Here is a 20,931-nt window from a genome sequence, read left to right on the forward strand (position 1 = left end):
GCTCCTCCCCAACACGGCGTTCTCTCCGGTCGCGCAGGATGGCAGGCCCGGTACCGTGGCCGCGCTGGAGCCAATGATGGGCTGGGGTCATGCGTTCATCGTCTGGCACCGCACCTCGCCGGTCATCCGTGAAGCGCTCGCGCGGCCCCGCTCGCGGCGCGACAGGCCTTCCGATTCTCGCGACGGCGGTGCCGGTGCTTGGGGCAGTGGCCCTGTGGGCGGTGACCGGGTCTGTCCTGAGTCTGTGGTTCGCCGCCCTTGCGCCACTCATGGCAGTAGCAGGCTTCGGTGACCGCATGTGGGCGGCACGGCGTGCGGGGCGCCGGGACGATGCTATAGCCGAGGCGGATTCGGCCTCGCTGCGTGCGGCGATCGAGCAGGCGGTGTCTCATGAACGCGACCGTGCGTGGCGGAGCTCGCCCGACATCCGCCGTCTTCTTGACGAACCGGCAGAAGTCTGGCGGGAAGTCCTCGGTCGCCAGGGGCACCTGGTGGTCGGAAGCGGCGACGTGCCGATGGAACTGACTGCCGCGCAGGTTACGGGCCTCCGCGCCGAGGCGTCCGCGCCCGAGAGCACCACGACGGCGCTGGGCGCGGCAAGACCGACGATGCGGGATGCTCCGATCGTGGTGCCGCTGCACGGCAGCCTCGGAGTGGACGGGCCGGAGCCGCTCGTTGCCGGTGTCGTGCGCGCGATGATCGTACAACTCTGCCTGGTCCATCCGCCGGGTCGGCTCGAGATCGTCGGCGACGTTCCGGAGGGCTTCGCCTGGGTCGAGGAGCTTCCGCACCGCGTCACCCCAGGTCAGTGCCGCGTCGCGCTGGGGCTGTCGAGTGGATGGGACGGCGCCGCGGGAGCTGCCGACGCTGCGATCCTCGTCGGGAACGGGGGTGGCGCCGCGGTTCGGATGCTCGTCGGGCAGACGCCCACCGGAGCAGCGCGCGCGACCCTGGACACCGGCGGGGCCACAACCGAGGTTTATCCGCAAGTTCTCTCGGAGTTCCAGGCGAGCCGTCTGGCGCGCTCGCTGCGCGCGAAGAGTGCGCCGACGGCGCCGGATGATAGCCAGCTGGCGCTGGGTGGTCTGCTCGACCCGCGCCCTGTGGCACCGCCTGTCGCGGGCTCCCGAACGCTCGCGGGTGTCATCGGCACGTCCGGTGCGAGACCGTTCTGCCTCGATCTGGTCAGCGACGGGCCGCATGCGCTGGTGGTCGGTACCACCGGCAGCGGCAAGAGCGAGCTGCTACGAACCTGGGTCGTCTCCCTTGCGGCGCATCACACGCCCGAGGATGTCGTGTTCGTCCTCGCCGATTTCAAGGGCGGCACCGCCTTCTCGTCCCTTCGGAGCCTCCCGCATGTCACCGGTGTGCTGACCGACCTCGATGCGACTGCGGCAGCGCGCGGTCTTGAAAGCCTGCGGGCGGAGGTGCGTCGCCGTGAAGGTGTGCTCGCCGCAGCCGGCATCCGTGACATCGCCGAGGGGACGACCGAACTGCCGCGACTTGTCGTGGTCGTCGACGAATTCGCCACGCTGCTGAGCTCTCACGGCGAGCTTGCCCACCTCTTCATCGACCTCACGGCGCGGGGGCGGGCGCTGGGCATCCATGTCATCCTCGGCACGCAGCGCGCCACCGGGGTATTTCGAGAGGCACTCCTGGCGAACTGTCTGCTGCGCGTCGTTCTGCGAGCCGCCGATACCGCCGATTGCCGTCTGATGCTCGGAGATGACGCCACCCAACGGATGCCGGCAGGAGCGCGTAGCGCAGGCACAGCCCACGTGAGACGGGCGGGAGACGAGCGTCCGGTGCCGATTCGCGTCGCGCTGGCAGACGATGAGCTCGTGTCTGAGCTCGCTGCCCGCGCCCACGGTGCACGGGTGCAGGCGCCGTGGCTCGAACCCCTCCCGGCCGAAGTCCCGCTTCCCCGTCACAATGGAGACGACGAGGTGCTGCTTATCGGCATCGCTGACGAACCTCACCTGCAGCGCCAGGAGCCTATTGGGCTGGCGCGGTCCGAAAGGGGACTGTGCGTCATCGGCACCGCGGGCTCGGGAGTGACCACGGCGTTGCATACCCTCGCGGCGCAGCTGGATCGGGTGGATGCGTGGATAGATGCGGGTGATCTCGAAGCAGCCTGGGACGCCCTGAACCGCGTTGCGGTTTCACGGCACGGCGCCGTCGTGGTGGATGAGGCCGACGCCCTGTTGGCGGCGCTTCCACTGGACTATGCCCACGCAGCCGCCGGCCTCCTCGAAACGATAGTCCGCTCTTCTGGGGAGGGACGTCCCTTCCTACTCGGTCTGGAACGCCTCACGGCGCCGCTCGCTCGCATCGCCGACCTGATGCCGCGCCGGCTCCTGCTTCGCCACGCCCAACGCACCGACTACCTCGCCGCCGGCGGAGCGCCGAGCCACCACGACCCCACAGCTCCGCCGGGTCGAGGTCGGCTCGGCGGGACGCTCGTACAGGTGTTCCGGGCTGAAACTTCTGCGCGGAGCGGAGCAGCGCCGCATCCGCCCTCCTGGCTACCGCCCGCTGGACTGACGTGTTGGGTTACGCGCGCCACCTCCGGCGCTAAGCGCACTCAGGAACAATGGCTTGCTCGTGACGTGGTGGTCATGAGCCCCGATGACGCGCTCGCCGGGGGCAGCCCACCGACGATGGAGCCGGAACGCTCGCTCGTCGTGCGTGCTGAACCCGAGCAGTGGCAGCGATTCTGGGCCGCGCTCACGACCCTGCGCGCACAAGGCCCGCTTTTGATCGATCCGTCATGCTCGGGGGAGTACCGCATCCTCACCGGACGACGAGACCTTCCTCCGCTGTGCCTGCCGGGGGCTCCGCGCGGATGGCTCCTCGAGCCCGGACGCGACGTCAGGCGGGTGCGCCTTGGATGATCGAGGTCAGAACGCAGGAGAGATGACGCCGACGTCGCGCTCGCCGCCGCGGACCCGCAGTGGCAGTTCGTCCCGAGCGCGCGAAACCTCGGCGGCGCTCAGCGCGCCAGCTCGCTCGAGAAGACGCAGCGCGACGATGGATGAGGCCCGGGCCGAGCCATCGAGCATCTTGAGGGCTGCGGTGGTCCCATCCGGCGCAACCATGATCATCACGCCTTCGGCACCGCCCTTCGCGAAGACCCCGGTCTGTTCGATCGTGATCGTGTCGGCCCGGCCGGGGCCGTCGATCGTCCAGGGATGCCGGCGCACTGCCGCGACCAGCGCCGCCGCATTGCGATGGAGCGCGAACGGCGACCGCTCCGAGGAACCGCCGATCCGGTGCGCTGCCTTGGCAAGGCCCGACAGGGTGAGGGCGAAAACGGGAGCGCCGCATCCATCGACGACGGATGCCTGCACGCGCTCTCCGGTCAGCCGCTCGACGAGCTCGCGAATCTGAACCTGCAGCGGATGCTCGGGGTCGAGGTAGGTGGCAAGGTCCCACCCCTGGGCGACGCACGCCGCAAGCATTGCCGCGTGCTTTCCCGAGCAATTCATGCGGAGCCTCTCGGGCTCTCCTCCGGCGCGGACCAGGGCATCTCGTGTGGTCGTATCGGACGGCCAGGCAGGCGGACACTGGAGGCTCCGCTCGTCCAGCCGGGCGGCGTCGAGGATGTCGCGGACGACGGCGACGTGCCGGTCGGTTCCCGCGTGGCTGGCAGTCGCGAGCGCCAACGTCTCGCCTTCGAGCTGCGCCCCCGACGCGAGACATGCCAGTGCCTGGATCGGCTTCAGGGACGACCGCGGAAGGATGGGCGCATCGGTGTCACCAAGCCTCTCGATGACCTGACCATCGGGATTCAGGACGATCGCCGCCCCGGCATGGCGTGACTCCACGAATCCGCCTCGCTCCACCCGCGCGAGCTCGACGGCAGCGGTAGCACGGAACGTCTCAGGCACTCCCACAGCCTATCCGGGGCATCGGTGCGCACAGCGATGCCAGACTGGGCCCATGCTGGGTGAACACGAGTACGCCGTTCGCGCCGAATGGACCGGCAACCGGGGTGTCGGTACCACTGGTTACCGCGACTATGCGCGGGACGTCACGCTGCATATCGAGGGAAAGCCGGAGCTTCTGGCCTCGAGCGATAAGCCGTTTCGTGGGGATGCTTCGCGGTGGAACCCGGAGGACCTCCTCGTTGCGGCCCTGAGCGAGTGTCACCTGCTGTCTTACTTGCACGCCGCGGTGCAAGCGGGGGTCGTGGTCGTCGCATACCGCGATACCGCGACCGGAGTCATGGTGGAAGACGGTCGCGGCGGCGGCAGCTTCCGCGAGGTGACGCTACACCCCGTCGTGACAGTGGCTGACGAGTCCATGCGATCCGCCGCCGAGGCTGCCCACCACCAGGCCACCCAGTGGTGCTTCATCGCGAACTCGGTGAACTTTCCGGTCCACCATCGCCCCACAACACTCGTGGCAGGGGTCGACACCTGAGCCCGCCGGTCAGCGGCGCTCGTGGGGGAGTGCCTGCTTGATGCGTTCGATGGGCGACTGCGGCTGGACCTCGTTGTAGGCGCCAGCGAGTTCCTGACCCGACAGGGCATGGATCGCCGCCATGATCTCATCGGTTGCGCCTCGGCGGGCGCGACCCGAGGAGGCGTGGCCATGGTGGGACAGATCCAGCGGCTCACCGAACTTGACAGTGATGCGGTGCTTCGGGGAGGGCAGAGTCGCACCCTTCGGCATGACCTTGTCCGTGCCGATGAGGCCTACGGGAACAACGGGTGCGCCGGTCTGGAGCGCGAGGAAGGCGACTCCCGTGCGCCCCTTGTAGAGGCGACCGTCGACCGAGCGTGTGCCCTCCGGATACAGCGCGACGGCGCTCCCCGCCTCGAGGAGGGCACGTTGCTGGTCGAGCGCATCGAGGGCGGCTTGGCCCGCACCGCGGCGAACAGGGATCGCCCCGATCGACGTGAAGAACTGTCGCGATGCCCACCCTGAGAGCCCCGAACCCTCGAAGTAACTGGACTTCGCGAGGAAGTGAACCTGACGCGGCGCAGCGACCGGGATGGCGATCGAGTCGATGAAAGAGAGATGGTTGCTCGCGAAGATGACGGGACCGCTTCGGGGTACCAGATGCTTGCCTTCGACTCGCGGTCGATAGATCAGACGGGCAAGCGGCGTGATCACCGTACGCCCGAGCACATAAGCGACACCCATGCGACGACGGGTCCGAGTGCCGTCGCTGGGGGGCTCCTCAGCTGCGGGGGCGATGGGGTCGACGGTCACCCGTCGAGGCTACCGCCGCTTTCATTCCCCGATCGGAATGGCGCGGAGAATGTGATTCCCAGCAGAGACAGAGGAATTGTGCGAAAGGATGGGGGATCCGCCCACAGCAGAGGACCATTGTGCGCTCACGCTCCCTTCTTGCCCTGACCGTCGCCGCGACCGCGGCACTTCTTTTGGCTGGTTGTACATCGGCTGCCGAAAGCGACCCGACGGCGACAACCGTCAATAACGGTGGACTCTGCGCGGCAGCTGCAGAGTCGGGCCCCGTTTCCGAGTCCGTGACAGTCGAGGGCGAGTTCGGACAGGTCCCCACCGCCTCGTTCTCGACCCCCATCGCTGTTGATGCACTGCAGCGGACTGTCGCCATCACCGGCGATGGAACTGCCTTGACAGACGGGGCGTATGTCTCGTACGCCCTCACCGTCTTCGACGGTGACACGGGAGCTCAGGTGGATTCTGCGGGGTATGACGAGGCCGCGCCGCTCGCGCCGATTCCGGTGGAGGTCGGCACGGGTATCGATGAGTTCTTCGGATGTGCAACGGATGGATCCCGGATCGTTCTGGCAGTTCCTGGCCAGGGCGAGACTGCAGCGCAGGTCTACGTTCTCGATGTGCTTGACGTGACGCCGGCTGATCAGTGGTGCCAGGTTGTGGACGCAGACGCCGCGATGCCCACCGTGGCTTTCGACGAGAGCGGTGCACCCGCCATCGCGATCCCCGCATCCGACCCGCCCAGCGGGGTCGTCGTGGACGTCCTCACCGAGGGTGACGGCGCCGTCGTCGAGCCCGGTGACAGCGTCACGGTCAACTACACCGGCGTGAAGTGGAGCGATGGCACCGTCTTCGACTCCAGTTGGGAGAAGGGCTCGCCCGCTACCTTCCAGACCACGCAGGTCGTGTCCGGTTTCCAGCGAGCACTTGAAGGACAGAAGGTCGGCTCGACGGTCCTCGTGTCGATGTCGCCTCTGTGCGGATACGGCGAAGCGTCAGTGACCAACACCAACGCGCTGGCCGGCGAGACTCTCGTCTTCGTCGTGGAGATCATTTCGACCGAGCCCGCTGCGGGCTGAGCACTGCACTGACGCGGCGCAGCGCGAGGCCCTCGATAGGCTGAGCGCATGCGCCGCGTCATCATTCTCGGTTCCAGCGGGTCGATCGGCACACAGGCGCTCGATGTCATTCGGGGCAACCGGGACCGGTTCGAGGTCGTGGGCCTTGCCACCGGGAGTCAGCGCGATGTGCTCGAGGCGCAGGCCCGAGAGTTCGGTGTTGACAGCACGGCTGTCGGCATCCGTGAGGCAGAGCAGTTGGTCCGTGATGTCGAGGCTGACGTCGTTCTCAATGGCATCACGGGATCGGTCGGCCTCGGGCCGACCATTGCGGCTCTCGAGGAGGGTCGAACGCTCGCGCTTGCGAACAAGGAATCGCTCATCGTCGGCGGCGAACTGGTGACAGCGCTCGCGCAGCCGGGCCAGATCGTGCCGGTTGACTCTGAGCACTCGGCCATCGCGCAGGCGCTGCGCTCCGGCGACCGGGCGGAGGTCCGCCGCTTGGTGCTGACCGCCTCAGGCGGCCCGTTCCGTGGCCGCTCCCGCGAAGCGCTCGAGTCGGTGACGCCCGCCGAAGCGCTCGCGCATCCGACCTGGAACATGGGTCGGGTCGTCACCACGAACTCGGCGACCCTGGTCAACAAGGGCCTCGAGGTGATCGAGGCGCACCTGCTGTTCGACGTGCCCTACGCACACATCGACGTGGTGGTGCACCCGCAGTCGGTTGTCCACTCGATGGTGGAGTTCACTGATGGCTCCACGATCGCCCAGGCATCCCCGCCCGATATGCGCCTCCCGATCTCGCTCGGCCTGGACTGGCCGCATCGCATCGCCGGAGTCGGTGCGCCCATCGACTGGAGCGTCGCCACGACCTGGAGTTTTGAGCCACTGGACGAGACCGCCTTTCCTGCCGTCGCATTGGCAAAGCGCGTGGGTCGCGCCGGAGGCACATACCCGGCGGTGTTCAATGCTGCAAACGAGGTAGCTGTGGATGCCTTCCACTACGGGGACATCGGATTCCTCGACATCCTCGTGACCGTCGAGCGGGTCGTCGATGCCCATGATGCGCCGTCATCGCTCACCCGCGAGAGCCTTGCGGAGGCCGAACAGTGGGCCTGGCGCAGGGCGGCCGAGCTCGTGCGCTCAGGTCAGTAGGTCGTCAGGCCGCGCGAGCGGAACTGCTGGCGTACGCGTTCGATCAGCTCCGGTTCCGGGGCGCGGGTCTCAGCCAGGCTGTATGCACGCCCCAGGCGGTCCCACTTCGAGGCACCCATCTGGTGGAACGGGAGAACCTCGACCCGCTCGACGTTCGACCACCGCGAGACGATCTCAGCGACGGCGTCAACGTTGTCTTCGGCATCCGTGAGTCCCGGCACGAGAACGAAGCGGATCCACGTGGGGATTCCCCGGGCGGCGAGCCGATCACCGAAGTCGATGGTCGGTTGCAGATCGCGTCCGGTGACCGTGCGGTAGGTCTCGGGGATGCCAGATTTCACGTCCAGCAGCACGAGGCTGACATCGTCGAGCATCGCGTCAGGCGCGTTGCGGCCCAGGTAGCCCGAGGTGTCGATGGCGGTGTGGATGCCTTCTGCAGCCGCTTCGTGAAGGATGCGGGCAACGAACGCGGACTGCTGCAGTGGTTCGCCGCCCGAGATCGTCAATCCGCCGCCGGTGGCCCGGAAGACACCGGCGTAGCGGCGGATGCGGGTGACGATCTCGGCGAGCGTCGTGGGCGTTCCATCCTTCTGGAGCCACGTGTCGGGGTTCTGGCAGTACTGGCAGCGCAGCGGGCAGCCGGAGAGGAACAGCGTCATTCGGGTACCCGGCCCGTCGACGGCGGTGACGAGCTCCCAGGAGTGGACGCTTCCCACCTCGCCGGCGCGGGCCGCCTCAAGACGCGCGTGGTGCGTCTCAAGGCGGCCCGCGTGGACCGTCGGCTGCGGAAGCGCGACGGCGGTCATGTCACACCCCCGCGTGGAAGGTGCGGCTGATCACGTCGAGCTGCTGCTCGCGGGTGAGCCGGACGAAGTTGACGGCGTAACCCGAGACCCGGATGGTCAACTGGGGGTAGTTCTCCGGGTTCTCCATCGCGTCTTCGAGCGTTTCCCGCGTGAGGACGTTGACGTTCAGGTGGTAACCACCTGCAGCCATCTGGGCATCCAGGAGTCCGACGAGGTTCGCGACGCGCTCATCCTCGGTGCGGCCGAGGCCCGCGGGGACCACAGTCGTGGTCAGCGAGATGCCGTCCTGCGCCTGGTCGAAGGGGATCTTGGCGACCGAGAGGGTAGCTGCCAGCATTCCGTGCGTGTCGCGACCGTTCATCGGGTTCGCACCCGGTGCAAACGGGGCTCCGGCGCGGCGCCCGTCGGGGGTGTTGCCGGTGGCCTTGCCATAGACGACGTTCGAGGTGATCGTCAGCACGGACTGGGTATGGACGGCGTCTCGGTAGGTCGGGTGCGAGCGCAGCATCTCCATGAACTCGGTCACGAGCTCCCGCGCAATGTCATCGACACGGTCGTCGTCGTTGCCGTAGGTGGGGAACTCGCCCTCCACGACGTAGTCGACCACGAGGCCAGTCTCGTCGCGGACGGGGGACACCCGAGCGAACTTGATGGCCGACAGGGAGTCTGCCGCCACCGAGAGTCCCGCGATACCGCAGGCCATCGTGCGCAGGACCTCCCGGTCATGCAGCGCCATCTCGAGCCGCTCGTACGCGTACTTGTCGTGCATGTAGTGGATGCAGTTCAGCGCGTCGACGTAGGTTGCGGCAAGCCACTCCATGAGCGTGCGGAACTTGCCGCGCACGTCGTCGTAGTCGAGCACGTCGCCGACCACGGCTGGCATCACGGGAGCGACCTGCTTGCCGCTGACCTCGTCGCGGCCGCCGTTGATGGCGTAGAGGAGGGTCTTGGCGAGGTTCACCCGCGCGCCGAAGAACTGCATCTGCTTGCCGACGCTCATGGGCGAGACGCAGCAAGCGATCGCCGCATCGTCTCCGCACAGGCCCCGGATGAGGGCATCCGATTCGTACTGGATGGAGGACGTGTCGATCGAAACCTTCGCGCAGAATTCCTTGAACCCGCGGGGGAGGTCGTTCGACCACAGCACCGTCAGGTTCGGCTCGGGCGCCGGGCCCAGGTTGTAGAGCGTTTGCAGGAAGCGGAACGCCGTCTTGGTGACGAGTGTCCGCCCGTCAACGCCCGTGCCCCCCAGCGACTCGGTCACCCATGTCGGGTCGCCGGAGAACAGGGCGTCGTACTCGGGCGTGCGCAGGAACCGCACGATCCGAAGCTTGATGACGAGGTCGTCGATGAGTTCCTGCGCTCCCGTTTCGTCGAGGACGCCGGCCTCCAGGTCGCGCTGAATGTAGACATCCAGGAACCCGGTGTTACGGCCGAAGCTCATCGCTGCGCCGTTTTGCTCCTTCACCGCACCGAGGTAGGCGAAGTAGAGCCACTGCAGGGCCTCGCGAGCATTCGCTGCGGGACGCGCGATGTCGTAGCCGTACGTTGCTGCCATCCGGGTCAGTTCCTGGAGGGCGCGAATCTGCTCGGCGTTCTCTTCGCGATCACGGATGATGCTCTCGGTCGAGAAGTGCATGTCGAGCTCGGCGTGCTCGGCCTTCTTGGCGTCGATCAGGGCGTCGGTTCCGTAGAGCGCGACCCGGCGATAGTCGCCGATGATGCGGCCGCGGCCATAGGCATCCGGGAGTCCGGTGATGAGGTGGCTGCTGCGTGCCCGCCGGACAGCTGGCGGGTAGACGTCGAAGACGCCGTCGTTGTGGGTCTTGCGGTAGGTCGTGAAGATCTTTTCGAGGTCGGCCGGCACGTCGTAGCCGTACGTCTCCAGGGCTCCCTTGACCATGCGCCATCCACCATTGGGCATGATGGCGCGCTTGAGGGGGGCGTCTGTTTGCAGGCCCACGATCAGTTCGTCGTCACGAGCGATGTAGCCCGGTGCGTGCGCGGTGATCGTCGAGGGCGTGGTGGCGTCGACGTCGTATACGCCGCGCTCGCGCTCGGCGGGGAACATCGCGGTCAGCGTCTGCCAGACTCGCTGCGTCCGCTCGGTCGCGCCCGTCAGGAACGAGGCGTCGCCGCTGTAGGGCGTGTAGTTGCGCTGAATGAAGTCGCGGACGTCAATGGCGTCTTGCCAGGGGCCTGCGACGAATCCGTCCCAGGCTGCGGGGATCGCGTCTGCCTGGTCGACGGGGGTGGGGGTGACGGTGCTCATGGTGACGCATCTCCTTCGTGGGTGTCGAAGTGTGGGTCACTCGTCTCGGCGACGGGTTACGCCGCCGCGCGAGTGCTTCTGACACCGACGCTAGACCTGTGTCGCAGACCCGTCCGAAAGATGCACGAATCGCTACATCTGTGTGGTCTGACCACACGGATGTTTGTGGTCAGACCACAAGAGGTCAGCTGCGCTTGCGACCGAAGATCAGCCCGAACAGCAGCAGCACCACGATCGAGCCGATCAGTGCGAAGACCCAGCCCGAAAAGTTCCAGAACGTCGTGTACACGTCCAGCCCGAACAGCCCCGCGATCCACCCGCCGACCATGGCGCCGAGCAGGCCCAGCAGAATGGCGACGAACCAGCCGCCGACCTGCTTTCCGGGAAGGATGATGCGGGCGATGATGCCCGTCAGAATGCCGAGAATGGCGAAAGCGAAAAATCCCACGGGGAGATCCTCTCGAATCGGGCGATGTCGGGGTCAGTCGGGGTAGGGGACATGCCAGCGCGGCTCGGGAACCGGCCAACCGGCGTCCCGGAGAGCCCGACGTGACAGCTCCCGGGCCGAATAGGGGGTTCGCACGCCGCGGATGTCGCGGTAGTCCTGGTGGCCGGGTCCTGCCCACAGGATCGCGTCGCCGTCGCCGACCAGTGCCACGGCCTCGACGATCGCTCGCTCGGGGGGCGAGTATTCGTAGATCTCGGCATCCGGTCGCGCTCGCCGCGCGCCCTCGAGCAAGGTCGCCCGAATCGAATCGGGGTCCTCGAACCTCGGGTGGTGGTCGGTGATGACCAGGATGTCGCTGCCCTCGACGGCGGTGCGGCCCATGTCGTGGCGTTTGCTCTTGTCGCGATCGCCGTCGGCGCCGAAGAGCATGAGGACCCGGCCGGGCGTGACGCGGCGGACAGCGGCGAGGGTCTTCTCGAAGGCGTCGGGAGAGTGGCCGAAATCGACGTAGATGGCGGGCCCGGACGGCCCCGACACGAGCTCAGTTCGCCCGGGGAGGTGGGCGCGGATGACCCCGTCGTCGAGGGTCTGGGTTATGCGGGCCCAGTCGTAACCTGCCTCGAAGATCATGACGATCGCCTGGGCTGCGTTGGCTGCCATGTGGCGGCCGATCACCGGGACCGTGGTCGAGAGCGAACGACCCTCGGGCCCCGAGAGGCGGAATCGGGTGCCGTCGGGCAGCTCGTCGAGGATCTCGACCGTCCAGTCGGCGGCTGTCGCGGCATCCGGATCGGCGGCGATCGCCGGGGTGACGATCGTGACGTACGGTACCTCGCAGGCTGCGACGACGTCCGCACCGAACGCGGAGTCGAGGCAGATCACGGCGCGGCGCGAGCGGTCGGGGCGAAACAGCGGCACCTTCGCCTGGAAGTACTCAGCCATGTCGGCATAGTCGTCGAGGTGGTCATGCGAGAGGTTGGTGAACCCGGCCACGTCGAACACGATGCCGTCGACCCGCTGCCGGCTGAGGGCCTGAGCACTGACTTCGATGGCGACGGCCTCGACGCCGCGTTCGCGCATGAGGGCGAGGAGGGCATGCATCTCGTAGGCCTCAGGAGTCGTGAGGCGGGAGACGATGACATCGCCGGCGATGTGGCGTTCGGCTGTCGATGAAAGCCCCGAGGTGACGCCGAGCTGGGTGAGGATGCCTTCCAGCAGATGCGACACGCTCGTCTTGCCATTCGTGCCGGTCGTGCCGAACAGGATCGGAAGTGTGTCGTCAGCCCCGGTCGCGTAAACCCAGGCCGACAGGGCTCCGAGGATCCCGCGCGGGTCGGGCACGACGATCGTCGGCAGGCCGCTCCCCAGGGCACGCTCGCGACCGGCGGCATCCGTGACGACAGCGACAGCTCCTCGCGCTGCCGCGTCGCCCGCGAACTCCGCGCCGTGGCGCGTCCCGCCCTGGACCGCGACGAACAGGTCGCCGGGCCGGAGGTCGGCTGTCGCGAGGGTGAGGCCGGTGACGGATGCCGAGGCGTCGGCCGCCGCATCCGGAGCTCCGACGTCGCCTCTGCGGCGCTCGATCGAGGCTCCGAGGCATGCCGCGAGGTCCGCGAGGCGGTGCACGGGCGGGTTCTGCGGCCGGAGCACGGGCGGCAGGTTCGCGGGATCTGTCGTCATGGCGCCTCCATCTTCTCACCCGCGCACTGGGCTGACTCAAAGGCAGAGCCGATAGCGTGGCGGCGTGGATGTGGTCGCCTTCATCGTCGGTGTCGTCGTGCTCGTGGTGGGCCTGGCGATCTCGATCGCGCTGCACGAGATCGGTCACCTCGTTCCCGCAAAGCGATTCGGCGTGCGGGTCGGTCAGTACATGGTCGGTTTCGGACCCACGCTGTGGTCCCGTCGCCGAGGTGAGACCGAGTACGGAGTGAAGGCGATTCCGCTCGGCGGTTACATCTCGATGGCCGGTATGTACCCTCCCTCGCCGGCTGCCCGCGCTGCGGCAGCCGAGGGTTCGGCAGTCGAAGGTCGTGCCGGCGGCGGCTTCTTCGCGACGATGGTGCAGGATGCCCGCGCTGCGAACGACGAGACGCTCAACGGCGCAGACGATGACCGCGTCTTCTATCGACTGCCGGTGTACAAGCGCGTGATCATCATGCTCGGTGGTCCGCTCATGAACCTCGTGTTCGCGATCTTCCTCATGACCATCGTGCTCAGCGGCATCGGTGTGCAGACGGTGACGAACACCGTCGCAACGGTGAGCACGTGTGTCCCCGCCGAGGCTGGCCAAGAGTGCCAGGCCGGCGATCCGCCCTCACCTGCGGCGGCGGCAGGCATCCAATCCGGCGATGTCATCGTGTCGGTCGGCGGACAGGATGTCTCTGACTTCGCCGCGGCGGCTGCCCTCATCCAAGCCGCTCCCGGCCAGAGCGTGCCGATCGTGGTCGACCGCGGAGGCCAGCGTCTGTCCCTGACGGTGACCCCCGACACCGTGACCCGTCAGGTGGTCGATGAGGACGGTCAGACCGTCGACACCCAGGTTGGAGTCATCGGCGTCACCGGGACTGTCGACTACGTGCGCCAGCCGATCTGGTCCGGCCCCATCGCCGCGGTCGACAACGTCGGCGCAGTCGCCGGGATCATCGTGCAGCTTCCCGTGAAGGTCTACGAAACGGCTGCGTCCCTGGTGACCGGCGCGGAGCGCGATCCGAATGGGCCACTCAGTATCGTCGGTGCTGGCGCGATCGCGGGTGAGGTTGCGGCAACCGATGCGCCGGTCGTCAACCGCGTCGCGGTGATCCTCTCGCTCCTGGCATCGCTGAACATCGCGCTGTTCGTGTTCAACCTCATCCCGTTGCTCCCGCTGGACGGGGGTCATATCGCCGTCGCGCTGTGGGGAGGCATCCGCAGCTGGTGGGCGCGCGTTCGCGGTCGCGCCGAACCCGCACCGATTGACGCGACCAAACTCGTGCCGCTGACCTTCGTCGTTGTCATCGCCCTGATCGTGATGGGCGGCATCCTGATCATCGCCGACCTGGTCAATCCGATCTCCCTCTTCGGCTAAGAGAGTCGCGCCGTGGGCCAGCCGCGGATGTCACTCCGGGTCGAGTGCCCATCCGATCAGCTGGTGCAGGGTCGACATGCCGTCGCGCGAGAGGATCGATTCCAGGTGGCCCTGCACGGAGGCGAATCCCGTGCCGCGCAGGGCGTAGACATCGCCTGTCGCAGGGTCTGCCGCGATCTCGAGACCGGCGATCGTTGTTCCCGGGGCGCAGCGCGCGGTGAACGTGTTGTAGAAACCGATCGAGGCGGGCTGGCCAAAGACATCGACGGTCAGCTGCAAGCCCTGATGAGGCTGCGCCAGCGGAGCGAGTTCGATGCCCAGTTCGCTCGCGAGGATCTGATGGCTCAGGCACACCGCGAGAAGCGGTGCGGATGCTGCGCGGCGCCGCGCGATGATCTCGCGCAGTCTCGCCATCCGTGGCGACGAGGGATCCAGCGGATCACCGGGACCCGGGCCTGAGACGAGCAGCTCTGCAGCGTCTACCTCGTCATCGGTCACGGCATCCCAGGGGACGATAGCGACATCCAGGCCGAGGTGGCTCAGCTGGTGCGCGAGCATCGTTGTAAAACGGTCCTCGGCATCGACGACTAGCGCCCGGCGCCCCCCAAACGGCCCCGAGCCCAGCGGCTCCTGAGGGTTCAGCCAGAACGGAGCGAGCCGGGCGTTCCGGGACTCCAGGAGCGCGGCGATCGTCGGATCGTCGGCCAGCCGCCTGGGTGCAGCAGTGGGGGCATCCTCGTCGAGAGTCACGACAGCGGGCTGGGCTTCGCGCGGGATCGCTCCGATCGCGCCCAGCACACCGGCCGCCTTGCCGTGCGTTTCGCTGACTTCGCCGTACGGGTCGGAGTGGCGCACGAGCGTGGCGCCGACGGGCACTCGCAGGCGTCCGTTCTCGATGTAGGCAGTGCGGATGAGGATCGGGGCGTCGAGGTCGTGGGTGACCGTCTCTGCGATCGCGCCGACTCCTGCATCCGTGCGCGGCGTGAACAGGGCGGCGACCCCGGAGTAATAGCCGCGCGGAGTCGTCTCGTGCCGGGTGATCACGGTGCACGCGTTCTGCATGGGAGAGCCCGTGACCGTAGGCGCGAACATGGTCTCGCGCAGGATGTCGCGCGGGTCCAGCTTGCTCGACCCCCGCAGCATGTACTCGGTGTGCGTGAGGCGCGACATCTCTTTCAGGTGAGGGCCGGTGATGCGCCCGCCGTCGGTACACACGGCGCTCATCATCTTGAGCTCTTCGTCGACGACCATGAACAGCTCCTCGGTCTCCTTGGTGGAGCGCAGGAACTCGCTGAGGTTGTCGACGGTGGCTCCGCCCTCGGGGTGGCGGAAGGTTCCCGAGATCGGATTCATCGTGACGACGCCAGCCTCGGCGCTGACGTGCGCCTCGGGACTTGCTCCGACCGCCACGTGGCCGTCGGTCACCACCGCGAAGGTCCAGTAGGCGCCGCGCTCGTGCTCCAGCAGGGCGCGGAACCAGGCGAGCGCCGCGACCCGTGGGTCAGCGTCGACGTCGGCCGTGAAATCGCGACGGATAACGAAGTTGGCCCCTTCGCCGCGCCCGATCTCATCGGCGATGACCCGACGCACGATATCGGCATACGCCTCGTCGTCGATGTCGAACCCGGCGTTTCGGAGCGGAATCTCGTCGTGAGGAAGGACGGCCAGCGCCTCGTCGCGCGGATACGTGGCACGCTCGGTGATCACCAGACACCGCAGCGGGGCGTCGTCATCGTGGCAGGCGAATCCGCGCTCTCGCACCTGCCGGAAGGGAACGAGCGCGAGTACCTCCCGCGGGGTCCCGTCGGCTGACAGGAGCGGGATGTCGCGCAGCAGCTCGACATCGACCACGTCGCCGGTGAGAACCTCGACGGTGTCAGCGTCGCGGGCGAGAATGGCGAACGGGAGGTCGCTGGCTGCGAGCCCAGCGAGCGGGGGAAGGGCGGTGCCGGTCATGGTCGGTCTTTCGTCGTGGGGCGGCCACCCTCACAAAGAAGACCGCCCCGGGGGCGGTCTCAGGATCAACGAGCACACCGCCTCAGACGGTGGGCCACCATGCGGTGCTCGCGAACATGCGCCGAAACTACCACAGGCGGGCTTCAGACAGCGGCGCTCTCTAGTGTGGTGACCTCCCGGGCACTAGATTCTGGACATGACGGACTCTCAAGATCCCACCAGCTCCGACGACCTGCGCCAGCGCGCTGTTGCGAGCCTTCGTGCTAAGCAAGGTTTCTGGTACAGCTTGGCCACTTGGGTCGTGCTCTCTCTGTTCTTCGTGTTGATCTGGGCTCTCACCGGAATGGGTGGCTTCTGGCCCGTGTGGCCCATCGCCGGCATCGCTATCGGTGTGGCCTTCGCGGGCATCCGCGCCTACGGACCGTCGCGCGGCGCCCTCACCGAGAGCAAGATCCAAGACGAGATGCGTCGGCTGCAGTAACGCCGACCCACCTGGGTGACCTCGGCCTGCCACCCAGCCGGAATGCGTAGGCTGGTCCCGTGCCAGCTGTGAACATCGGAATGCCGAAGGTCCCCGAAACCCTCGCTCCGCGCCGCAAGAGCCGTCAGATCAAGGTGGGCAAGGTTCTGGTGGGCGGAGATGCGCCCGTCAGCGTCCAATCGATGACGACGACGCCCACGACCAACATCAACGCGACGCTGCAGCAGATCGCTGAGCTCACGGCATCCGGATGCGAGATCGTGCGGGTGGCAGTGCCGTCCCAGGATGACGCCGATGTGCTGCACATCATCGCGGCCAAGAGTCAGATCCCGGTCATTGCCGACATCCACTTCCAGCCGAAGTACGTCTTCCAGGCGATCGACGCGGGTTGCGCGGCGGTTCGCGTCAATCCCGGCAACATCCGCAAGTTCGATGACCAGGTCGGAGCGATTGCGAAGGCCGCGCAGGCGGCTGGGGTGTCCCTCCGGATCGGCGTCAACGCGGGTTCGCTTGACCGACGACTGCTGGAGAAATACGGCAAGGCCACTCCCGAGGCGCTCATGGAGAGTGCTGTCTGGGAGGCCTCGCTGTTCGAGGAACACGACTTCCACGACTTCAAGATCTCGGTCAAGCACAACGATCCTGTCGTGATGGTGAAGGCTTACCGGCTCCTCGCCGAGCGCGGTGACTGGCCGCTTCACCTCGGCGTGACCGAGGCGGGCCCCGCCTTCCAGGGCACGATCAAATCGGCCACAGCCTTCGGCATCCTGCTCGGCGAGGGGATCGGCGACACCATCCGCGTCTCGCTGTCTGCTCCGCCCGCCGAAGAAGTGAAGGTCGGGCACCAGATCCTGCAGTCGCTGAATCTGCGTGAGCGAAAGCTCGAGATCGTGTCGTGCCCCTCATGCGGGCGAGCTCAGGTCGACGTGTACTCACTGGCAGACAACGTCACCGAGGGACTCAAAGACATGACGGTGCCGCTGCGCGTGGCTGTTATGGGCTGTGTCGTCAACGGTCCCGGTGAAGCCCGGGATGCCGACCTCGGCGTCGCGTCGGGCAACGGCAAGGGCCAGATCTTCGTCAAGGGCGAGGTCATCAAGACCGTTCCCGAGTCAGAGATCGTTGCCACCCTCATCGAGGAAGCCAACCGGCTCGCCGACGAGATGGGGCCCGACGCGCCCCTGGGAACCGCGCAGGTCGTCACAAGCTGATCCGCCCGCTACGACGTCGCGACCCGTTCCAGGGCCTCGAGCGGGATCGAGACCCAGGTTGGCCGGTTCCGAATCTCGTACATGACCTCGTACACCGCCTTGTCGGCAACATAGGCGTCGAGCAGTACCCGCTCGGGCCCAGTGAGGTCGATGCCCGGGTCGCCCTCGCTGCCGTCCGCGGATGAAATGGCAGCGACGTAGGCCGCGACGAAGTACTCGCGAGCGCGCGCAGACCATTCGCGGGCCCGCTCTGCCCGCAGGGCCTGCCCTTCATCGGTGTCGGCATCCGTCGCCCACGACATCTCGATCATCGCGGCGGCATAGTCGAACGACCGCAGCATTCCGGCCACATCCCGCCAGGGGGAGTCGGGAAGAGAGCGTTGCGCGAAGGGCCTGCCGGGCTCGCCCTCGAAGTCGACGATGCGCCAGCCGTGCGAGGTGCGCAGAGTCTGGCCGAGGTGCAGGTCGCCGTGCACGCGTTGGACGTCGAGACCCTCCAACGCCGCTACCGCGTCGTAGAGACGCAGCAGCTGCGGTACGTGAGTCTCAAGTCCGGGCACCGATCTGCGAGCCTCCTCGAGGCGACCGCGCATGGCGTGTGCGAGGTCGGCGGCTGTGTCGCCGCCACGGGTTCCGGCCGGAAAGCGCGACCGCATCAGTGCATGGACACTCGCAAGGGCTTCACCGAGGCGCGCGGCCTCGCCGGCGAAGTCGCCGCCGGAGTCTTCGACACGCTGCTGCGGATCAGCGAGAAGCGTGCGAACGCTGGCCACCGCGAGCTCGAAACCGTCGGTGGCTGTGGCCAAGAACTCCTGCAACATCGCCGTCTGCAGTAGCTGCCCGTCGACGTCGATCTCTACCCAGCCGTAGAGCTGCGCGATGTGCTCCGATCCGCCCCGTGTGAGTTCCTCATGGATCTCGATATCGGGATTGATCCCCGGGCTCAGCTTGCGGAAGAGCTTCATGATCGCGGTGTCATCGAACCGTGCCGACGAGTTGGACTGCTCGCCGGTCATCGGCGCCGAGACGAGCGAGTTGTCCAGAGGTCCGCCGCCGGGGACACGGTGGAAGCGGAGCCGATCGACCTGCGCAGTTCCCGTGGCCTCTGCCGCGATGAACCCGTCCAGCCAGATGCGCATGGCCTCGCGGTCGTGCACCGCGTCGTAGAGGTGGAGCGGACCGGACTCCGTGCCGACCGCCCCGACGTAGGCGTGGCCGATCCGCTCTTCCATTTCGTCGTATCCACTTAGCGGAACCTGATACACCTCGCTGCCGGCATCCTGATCTCGATAGACCACTGTGACGAGATAGACGGTCAGGGACGGCCCGCCGTGCTGTGCCGGCACCTCGGCGACGCTGCGCACCTGTTCGACGTCGAACGGTCGCCCCTTGCCCCCGAACCAGCGGGTTCGTACCAGGTAGCTCTCCAGGAGAGCGGCGTCGGGCGCGCTCACAGCAGCCCCACCTCCTCGGCATCGTCAGCCGGTGCGTGCAGCTGGAACCAGAAGAACCCATGGCCCCCCAGTGTCAGCAGGTAGGGCAGCTCCCCGATCCGGGGGAAAGGAACGCCGCCGACGAGCTCGACCGGTACGAGCCCCTCGAAGCGACGAAGGTCGAGTTCGACCGGCTGCGGGAACTGCGACAGATTGTTGACGCAGATGATGACATCCACGGTTCCGTCGTCGTTCGTGTGCTCACGCGTGTACGACAGCACCGACGGATTCGACCCGCCCAGGTCGTTGAAGCTGCCGAGCCCGAACGCCGGATGGCGCTTTCGGGCCTGGATCATCTGCCGGGTCCACTGCAGCAGTGACGATCGATTCTCTTGCTGCGCTTCCACGTTCACCGCGAGATATCCGTGCACCGGGTCCTGCACGATCGGCAGCGCGAGCTTGCCCGGGTTCGCCGTGGAGAACCCGGCGTTGCGGTCCGAGGTCCACTGCATGGGTGTGCGCACGCCGTCGCGGTCGCCGAGCCAGATGTTGTCGCCCATCCCGATCTCGTCGCCGTAGTACAGCACCGGTGCGCCAGGCAGGGAGAGAAGCAGCGCCGTGAACAGCTCGATGCGATCGATGTCGTTGTCCAGCAGAGGCGCCAGGCGACGACGGATGCCGATGTTCGCCTTCATGCGCGGATCTTGCGCGTACTCATTCCACATGTAGTCGCGGTCTTCGTCGGTGACCATCTCGAGGGTCAGCTCGTCGTGGTTGCGCAGGAAGATTCCCCATTGGCATCCGGCTGGAATCGGGGGAGTCTCGGCGAGGATGTCGCTGATGGGGTACCGGGACTCGCGACGCACTGCCATGAAGATGCGCGGCATGACCGGGAAATGGAAGCACATGTGGCACTCGTCGCCGCCGACATCCGGATCTCCGAAGTAGTCGACGACGTCGGCAGGCCACTGGTTGGCTTCTGCGAGGAGCACGCGTCCCGGATACTCGCGGTCGACGATGCGGCGCACCTTCTTCAGGAAATCGTGAGTCTCGGGGAGGTTCTCGCCGTTGGTACCGGGGCGCTCGTAGAGGTAGGGGACGGCATCCAGACGGAACCCATCGAGCCCCATGTCAAGCCAGAACCGCATCGCATCCAGGACAGCGTCGTGGACACGCGGGTTGTCGAAGTTCAGATCGGGCTGGTGTGAGAAGAACCGGTGCCAAAAGTACTGCTGCCGCACCGGATCCCAGGTCCAGTTACTCGGCTCCGTGTCGACGAAGATGATGCGGGCATCCTCGTAGAGCTCGTCGGTGTCGCTCCACACGTAGAAGTCGCCGTAGGGTCCGGCCGGGTCGCGGCGGCTCTCTTGGAACCACGGATGCTCGTCGCTGGTGTGGTTCATGACGAAGTCGATGATGACCTTCATGCCCCGCTCGTGCGCGGCGTTCAGGAACGCCTGGAAGTCTTCGGTGGTTCCGAGGCCCGGCTGGATGCCGGTGTAGTCGGCGACGTCGTATCCCCCGTCGCGCAGGGGCGACGGGAAGAATGGGGGAAGCCACAGGCAGTCGACGCCGAGCCATTCCAGGTAGTCGAGCTTGTCGATGAGGCCCCGGAAGTCGCCGGTTCCATCGCCGTCACTGTCCTTGAATGATCGAACCAGGACCTCGTAGAAGACCGCCGTCTTGAACCATTCAGGCTCCGCGCTTCCGGGAGTATCGGGGAACGGCTCCTGCGTCAGGATCGGGATGGAAACGGTATTGGTCGTCGGTTCCGCGGCGGTCATCTGTTCCTCCCGTGGTTCCGGATGTCGGCGGGTATGTGGCCTGGTCGTCTGC

At 67.0% G+C, this 20,931-nt stretch carries 16 protein-coding genes; 7 read left to right on the forward strand and 9 right to left on the reverse strand.

The features are described from left to right. Nucleotides 1-89: 89 nt before the first annotated feature. Nucleotides 90-2,894, forward strand: a complete 2,805-nt coding sequence (locus tag AADH62_RS01675; RefSeq protein WP_341577986.1) for an FtsK/SpoIIIE domain-containing protein — start codon at nucleotides 90-92, stop codon at nucleotides 2,892-2,894. A 6-nt stretch (nucleotides 2,895-2,900) separates the two neighbouring features. Here AADH62_RS01675 and AADH62_RS01680 read toward each other — a convergent pair whose 3' ends face one another. Beyond that, nucleotides 2,901-3,890, reverse strand: a complete 990-nt coding sequence (locus AADH62_RS01680) for an asparaginase (protein WP_341577987.1) — start codon at nucleotides 3,888-3,890, stop codon at nucleotides 2,901-2,903. Between the two features lie 52 nt (nucleotides 3,891-3,942). Between AADH62_RS01680 and AADH62_RS01685 the strand changes: the two genes are divergently transcribed. Then, nucleotides 3,943-4,425 carry an OsmC family protein gene (locus AADH62_RS01685; RefSeq protein ID WP_341577988.1) on the forward strand — a complete coding sequence of 161 codons (483 nt, stop codon included), beginning with the start codon at nucleotides 3,943-3,945 and terminating at the stop codon, nucleotides 4,423-4,425. A 9-nt stretch (nucleotides 4,426-4,434) separates the two neighbouring features. On the opposite strand, the gene AADH62_RS01690 is transcribed toward AADH62_RS01685, so the two are convergent. Next, nucleotides 4,435-5,151 (reverse strand): lysophospholipid acyltransferase family protein, encoded by a 717-nt coding sequence (locus tag AADH62_RS01690; RefSeq protein ID WP_341578024.1) that lies wholly within the window; start codon nucleotides 5,149-5,151, stop codon nucleotides 4,435-4,437. Between the two features lie 188 nt (nucleotides 5,152-5,339). On the opposite strand from AADH62_RS01690, the gene AADH62_RS01695 reads away from it, so the two are divergent. Both AADH62_RS01695 and dxr read left to right on the forward strand, forming a co-directional pair. Next, nucleotides 5,340-6,290, forward strand: a complete 951-nt coding sequence (locus AADH62_RS01695; protein WP_341577989.1) for an FKBP-type peptidyl-prolyl cis-trans isomerase — start codon at nucleotides 5,340-5,342, stop codon at nucleotides 6,288-6,290. A 48-nt stretch (nucleotides 6,291-6,338) separates the two neighbouring features. After that, nucleotides 6,339-7,424 (forward strand): 1-deoxy-D-xylulose-5-phosphate reductoisomerase, encoded by a 1,086-nt coding sequence (gene dxr / locus AADH62_RS01700; protein ID WP_341577990.1) that lies wholly within the window; start codon nucleotides 6,339-6,341, stop codon nucleotides 7,422-7,424. On the opposite strand, the gene pflA is transcribed toward dxr, so the two are convergent. The 4 genes from pflA to AADH62_RS01720 all read right to left on the reverse strand — a co-directional run bounded on the left by pflA (nucleotide 7,418) and on the right by AADH62_RS01720 (nucleotide 12,630). After that, nucleotides 7,418-8,230, reverse strand: a complete 813-nt coding sequence (gene pflA, locus AADH62_RS01705) for a pyruvate formate-lyase-activating protein (protein ID WP_341577991.1) — start codon at nucleotides 8,228-8,230, stop codon at nucleotides 7,418-7,420. The genes dxr and pflA overlap by 7 nt on opposite strands. Before the next feature lies 1 nt (nucleotide 8,231). Then, nucleotides 8,232-10,502, reverse strand: coding sequence for a formate C-acetyltransferase (gene pflB, locus AADH62_RS01710; RefSeq protein ID WP_341577992.1), 2,271 nt, complete (start codon nucleotides 10,500-10,502; stop codon nucleotides 8,232-8,234). A 184-nt stretch (nucleotides 10,503-10,686) separates the two neighbouring features. Continuing rightward, the gene (locus AADH62_RS01715; protein ID WP_228177678.1) at nucleotides 10,687-10,950 is read right to left on the reverse strand and encodes a GlsB/YeaQ/YmgE family stress response membrane protein; all 264 of its coding nucleotides are present in this window, start codon (nucleotides 10,948-10,950) and stop codon (nucleotides 10,687-10,689) included. Between the two features lie 33 nt (nucleotides 10,951-10,983). Then, on the reverse strand, nucleotides 10,984-12,630 hold the full coding sequence (locus AADH62_RS01720) for a UDP-N-acetylmuramoyl-L-alanyl-D-glutamate--2,6-diaminopimelate ligase (RefSeq protein ID WP_341577993.1): 1,647 nt from the start codon (nucleotides 12,628-12,630) through the stop codon (nucleotides 10,984-10,986). 64 nt (nucleotides 12,631-12,694) lie between these two features. Between AADH62_RS01720 and AADH62_RS01725 the strand changes: the two genes are divergently transcribed. Further along, the gene (locus AADH62_RS01725; protein WP_341577994.1) at nucleotides 12,695-14,014 is read left to right on the forward strand and encodes a M50 family metallopeptidase; all 1,320 of its coding nucleotides are present in this window, start codon (nucleotides 12,695-12,697) and stop codon (nucleotides 14,012-14,014) included. Nucleotides 14,015-14,044: 30 nt separating this feature from the next. Here the strand turns inward: AADH62_RS01725 and AADH62_RS01730 are convergent, their stop codons facing one another. After that, nucleotides 14,045-15,970, reverse strand: a complete 1,926-nt coding sequence (locus AADH62_RS01730; RefSeq protein WP_341577995.1) for an anthranilate synthase family protein — start codon at nucleotides 15,968-15,970, stop codon at nucleotides 14,045-14,047. Nucleotides 15,971-16,166: 196 nt separating this feature from the next. Here AADH62_RS01730 and AADH62_RS01735 point away from each other — a divergent pair, with 196 nt between their 5' ends. Continuing rightward, nucleotides 16,167-16,451, forward strand: coding sequence for a 2TM domain-containing protein (locus AADH62_RS01735; protein WP_341577996.1), 285 nt, complete (start codon nucleotides 16,167-16,169; stop codon nucleotides 16,449-16,451). An 80-nt stretch (nucleotides 16,452-16,531) separates the two neighbouring features. Continuing rightward, on the forward strand, nucleotides 16,532-17,662 hold the full coding sequence (gene ispG / locus AADH62_RS01740) for a flavodoxin-dependent (E)-4-hydroxy-3-methylbut-2-enyl-diphosphate synthase (RefSeq protein ID WP_292712156.1): 1,131 nt from the start codon (nucleotides 16,532-16,534) through the stop codon (nucleotides 17,660-17,662). Nucleotides 17,663-17,670: 8 nt separating this feature from the next. Here ispG and AADH62_RS01745 read toward each other — a convergent pair whose 3' ends face one another. Then, nucleotides 17,671-19,116, reverse strand: a complete 1,446-nt coding sequence (locus AADH62_RS01745; RefSeq protein ID WP_341577997.1) for a maltokinase N-terminal cap-like domain-containing protein — start codon at nucleotides 19,114-19,116, stop codon at nucleotides 17,671-17,673. Then, a complete protein-coding gene (gene treS / locus AADH62_RS01750; protein ID WP_341577998.1) occupies nucleotides 19,113-20,879 on the reverse strand; it encodes a maltose alpha-D-glucosyltransferase in 1,767 nt (588 codons plus the stop codon). The genes AADH62_RS01745 and treS overlap by 4 nt, the downstream gene beginning before the upstream one ends. Between the last annotated feature and the right edge of the window lie 52 nt (nucleotides 20,880-20,931).

Origin of the sequence: Microbacterium schleiferi (genome assembly GCF_038150145.1) — a bacterium.
GTDB lineage: Bacteria > Actinomycetota > Actinomycetes > Actinomycetales > Microbacteriaceae > Microbacterium > Microbacterium schleiferi_B.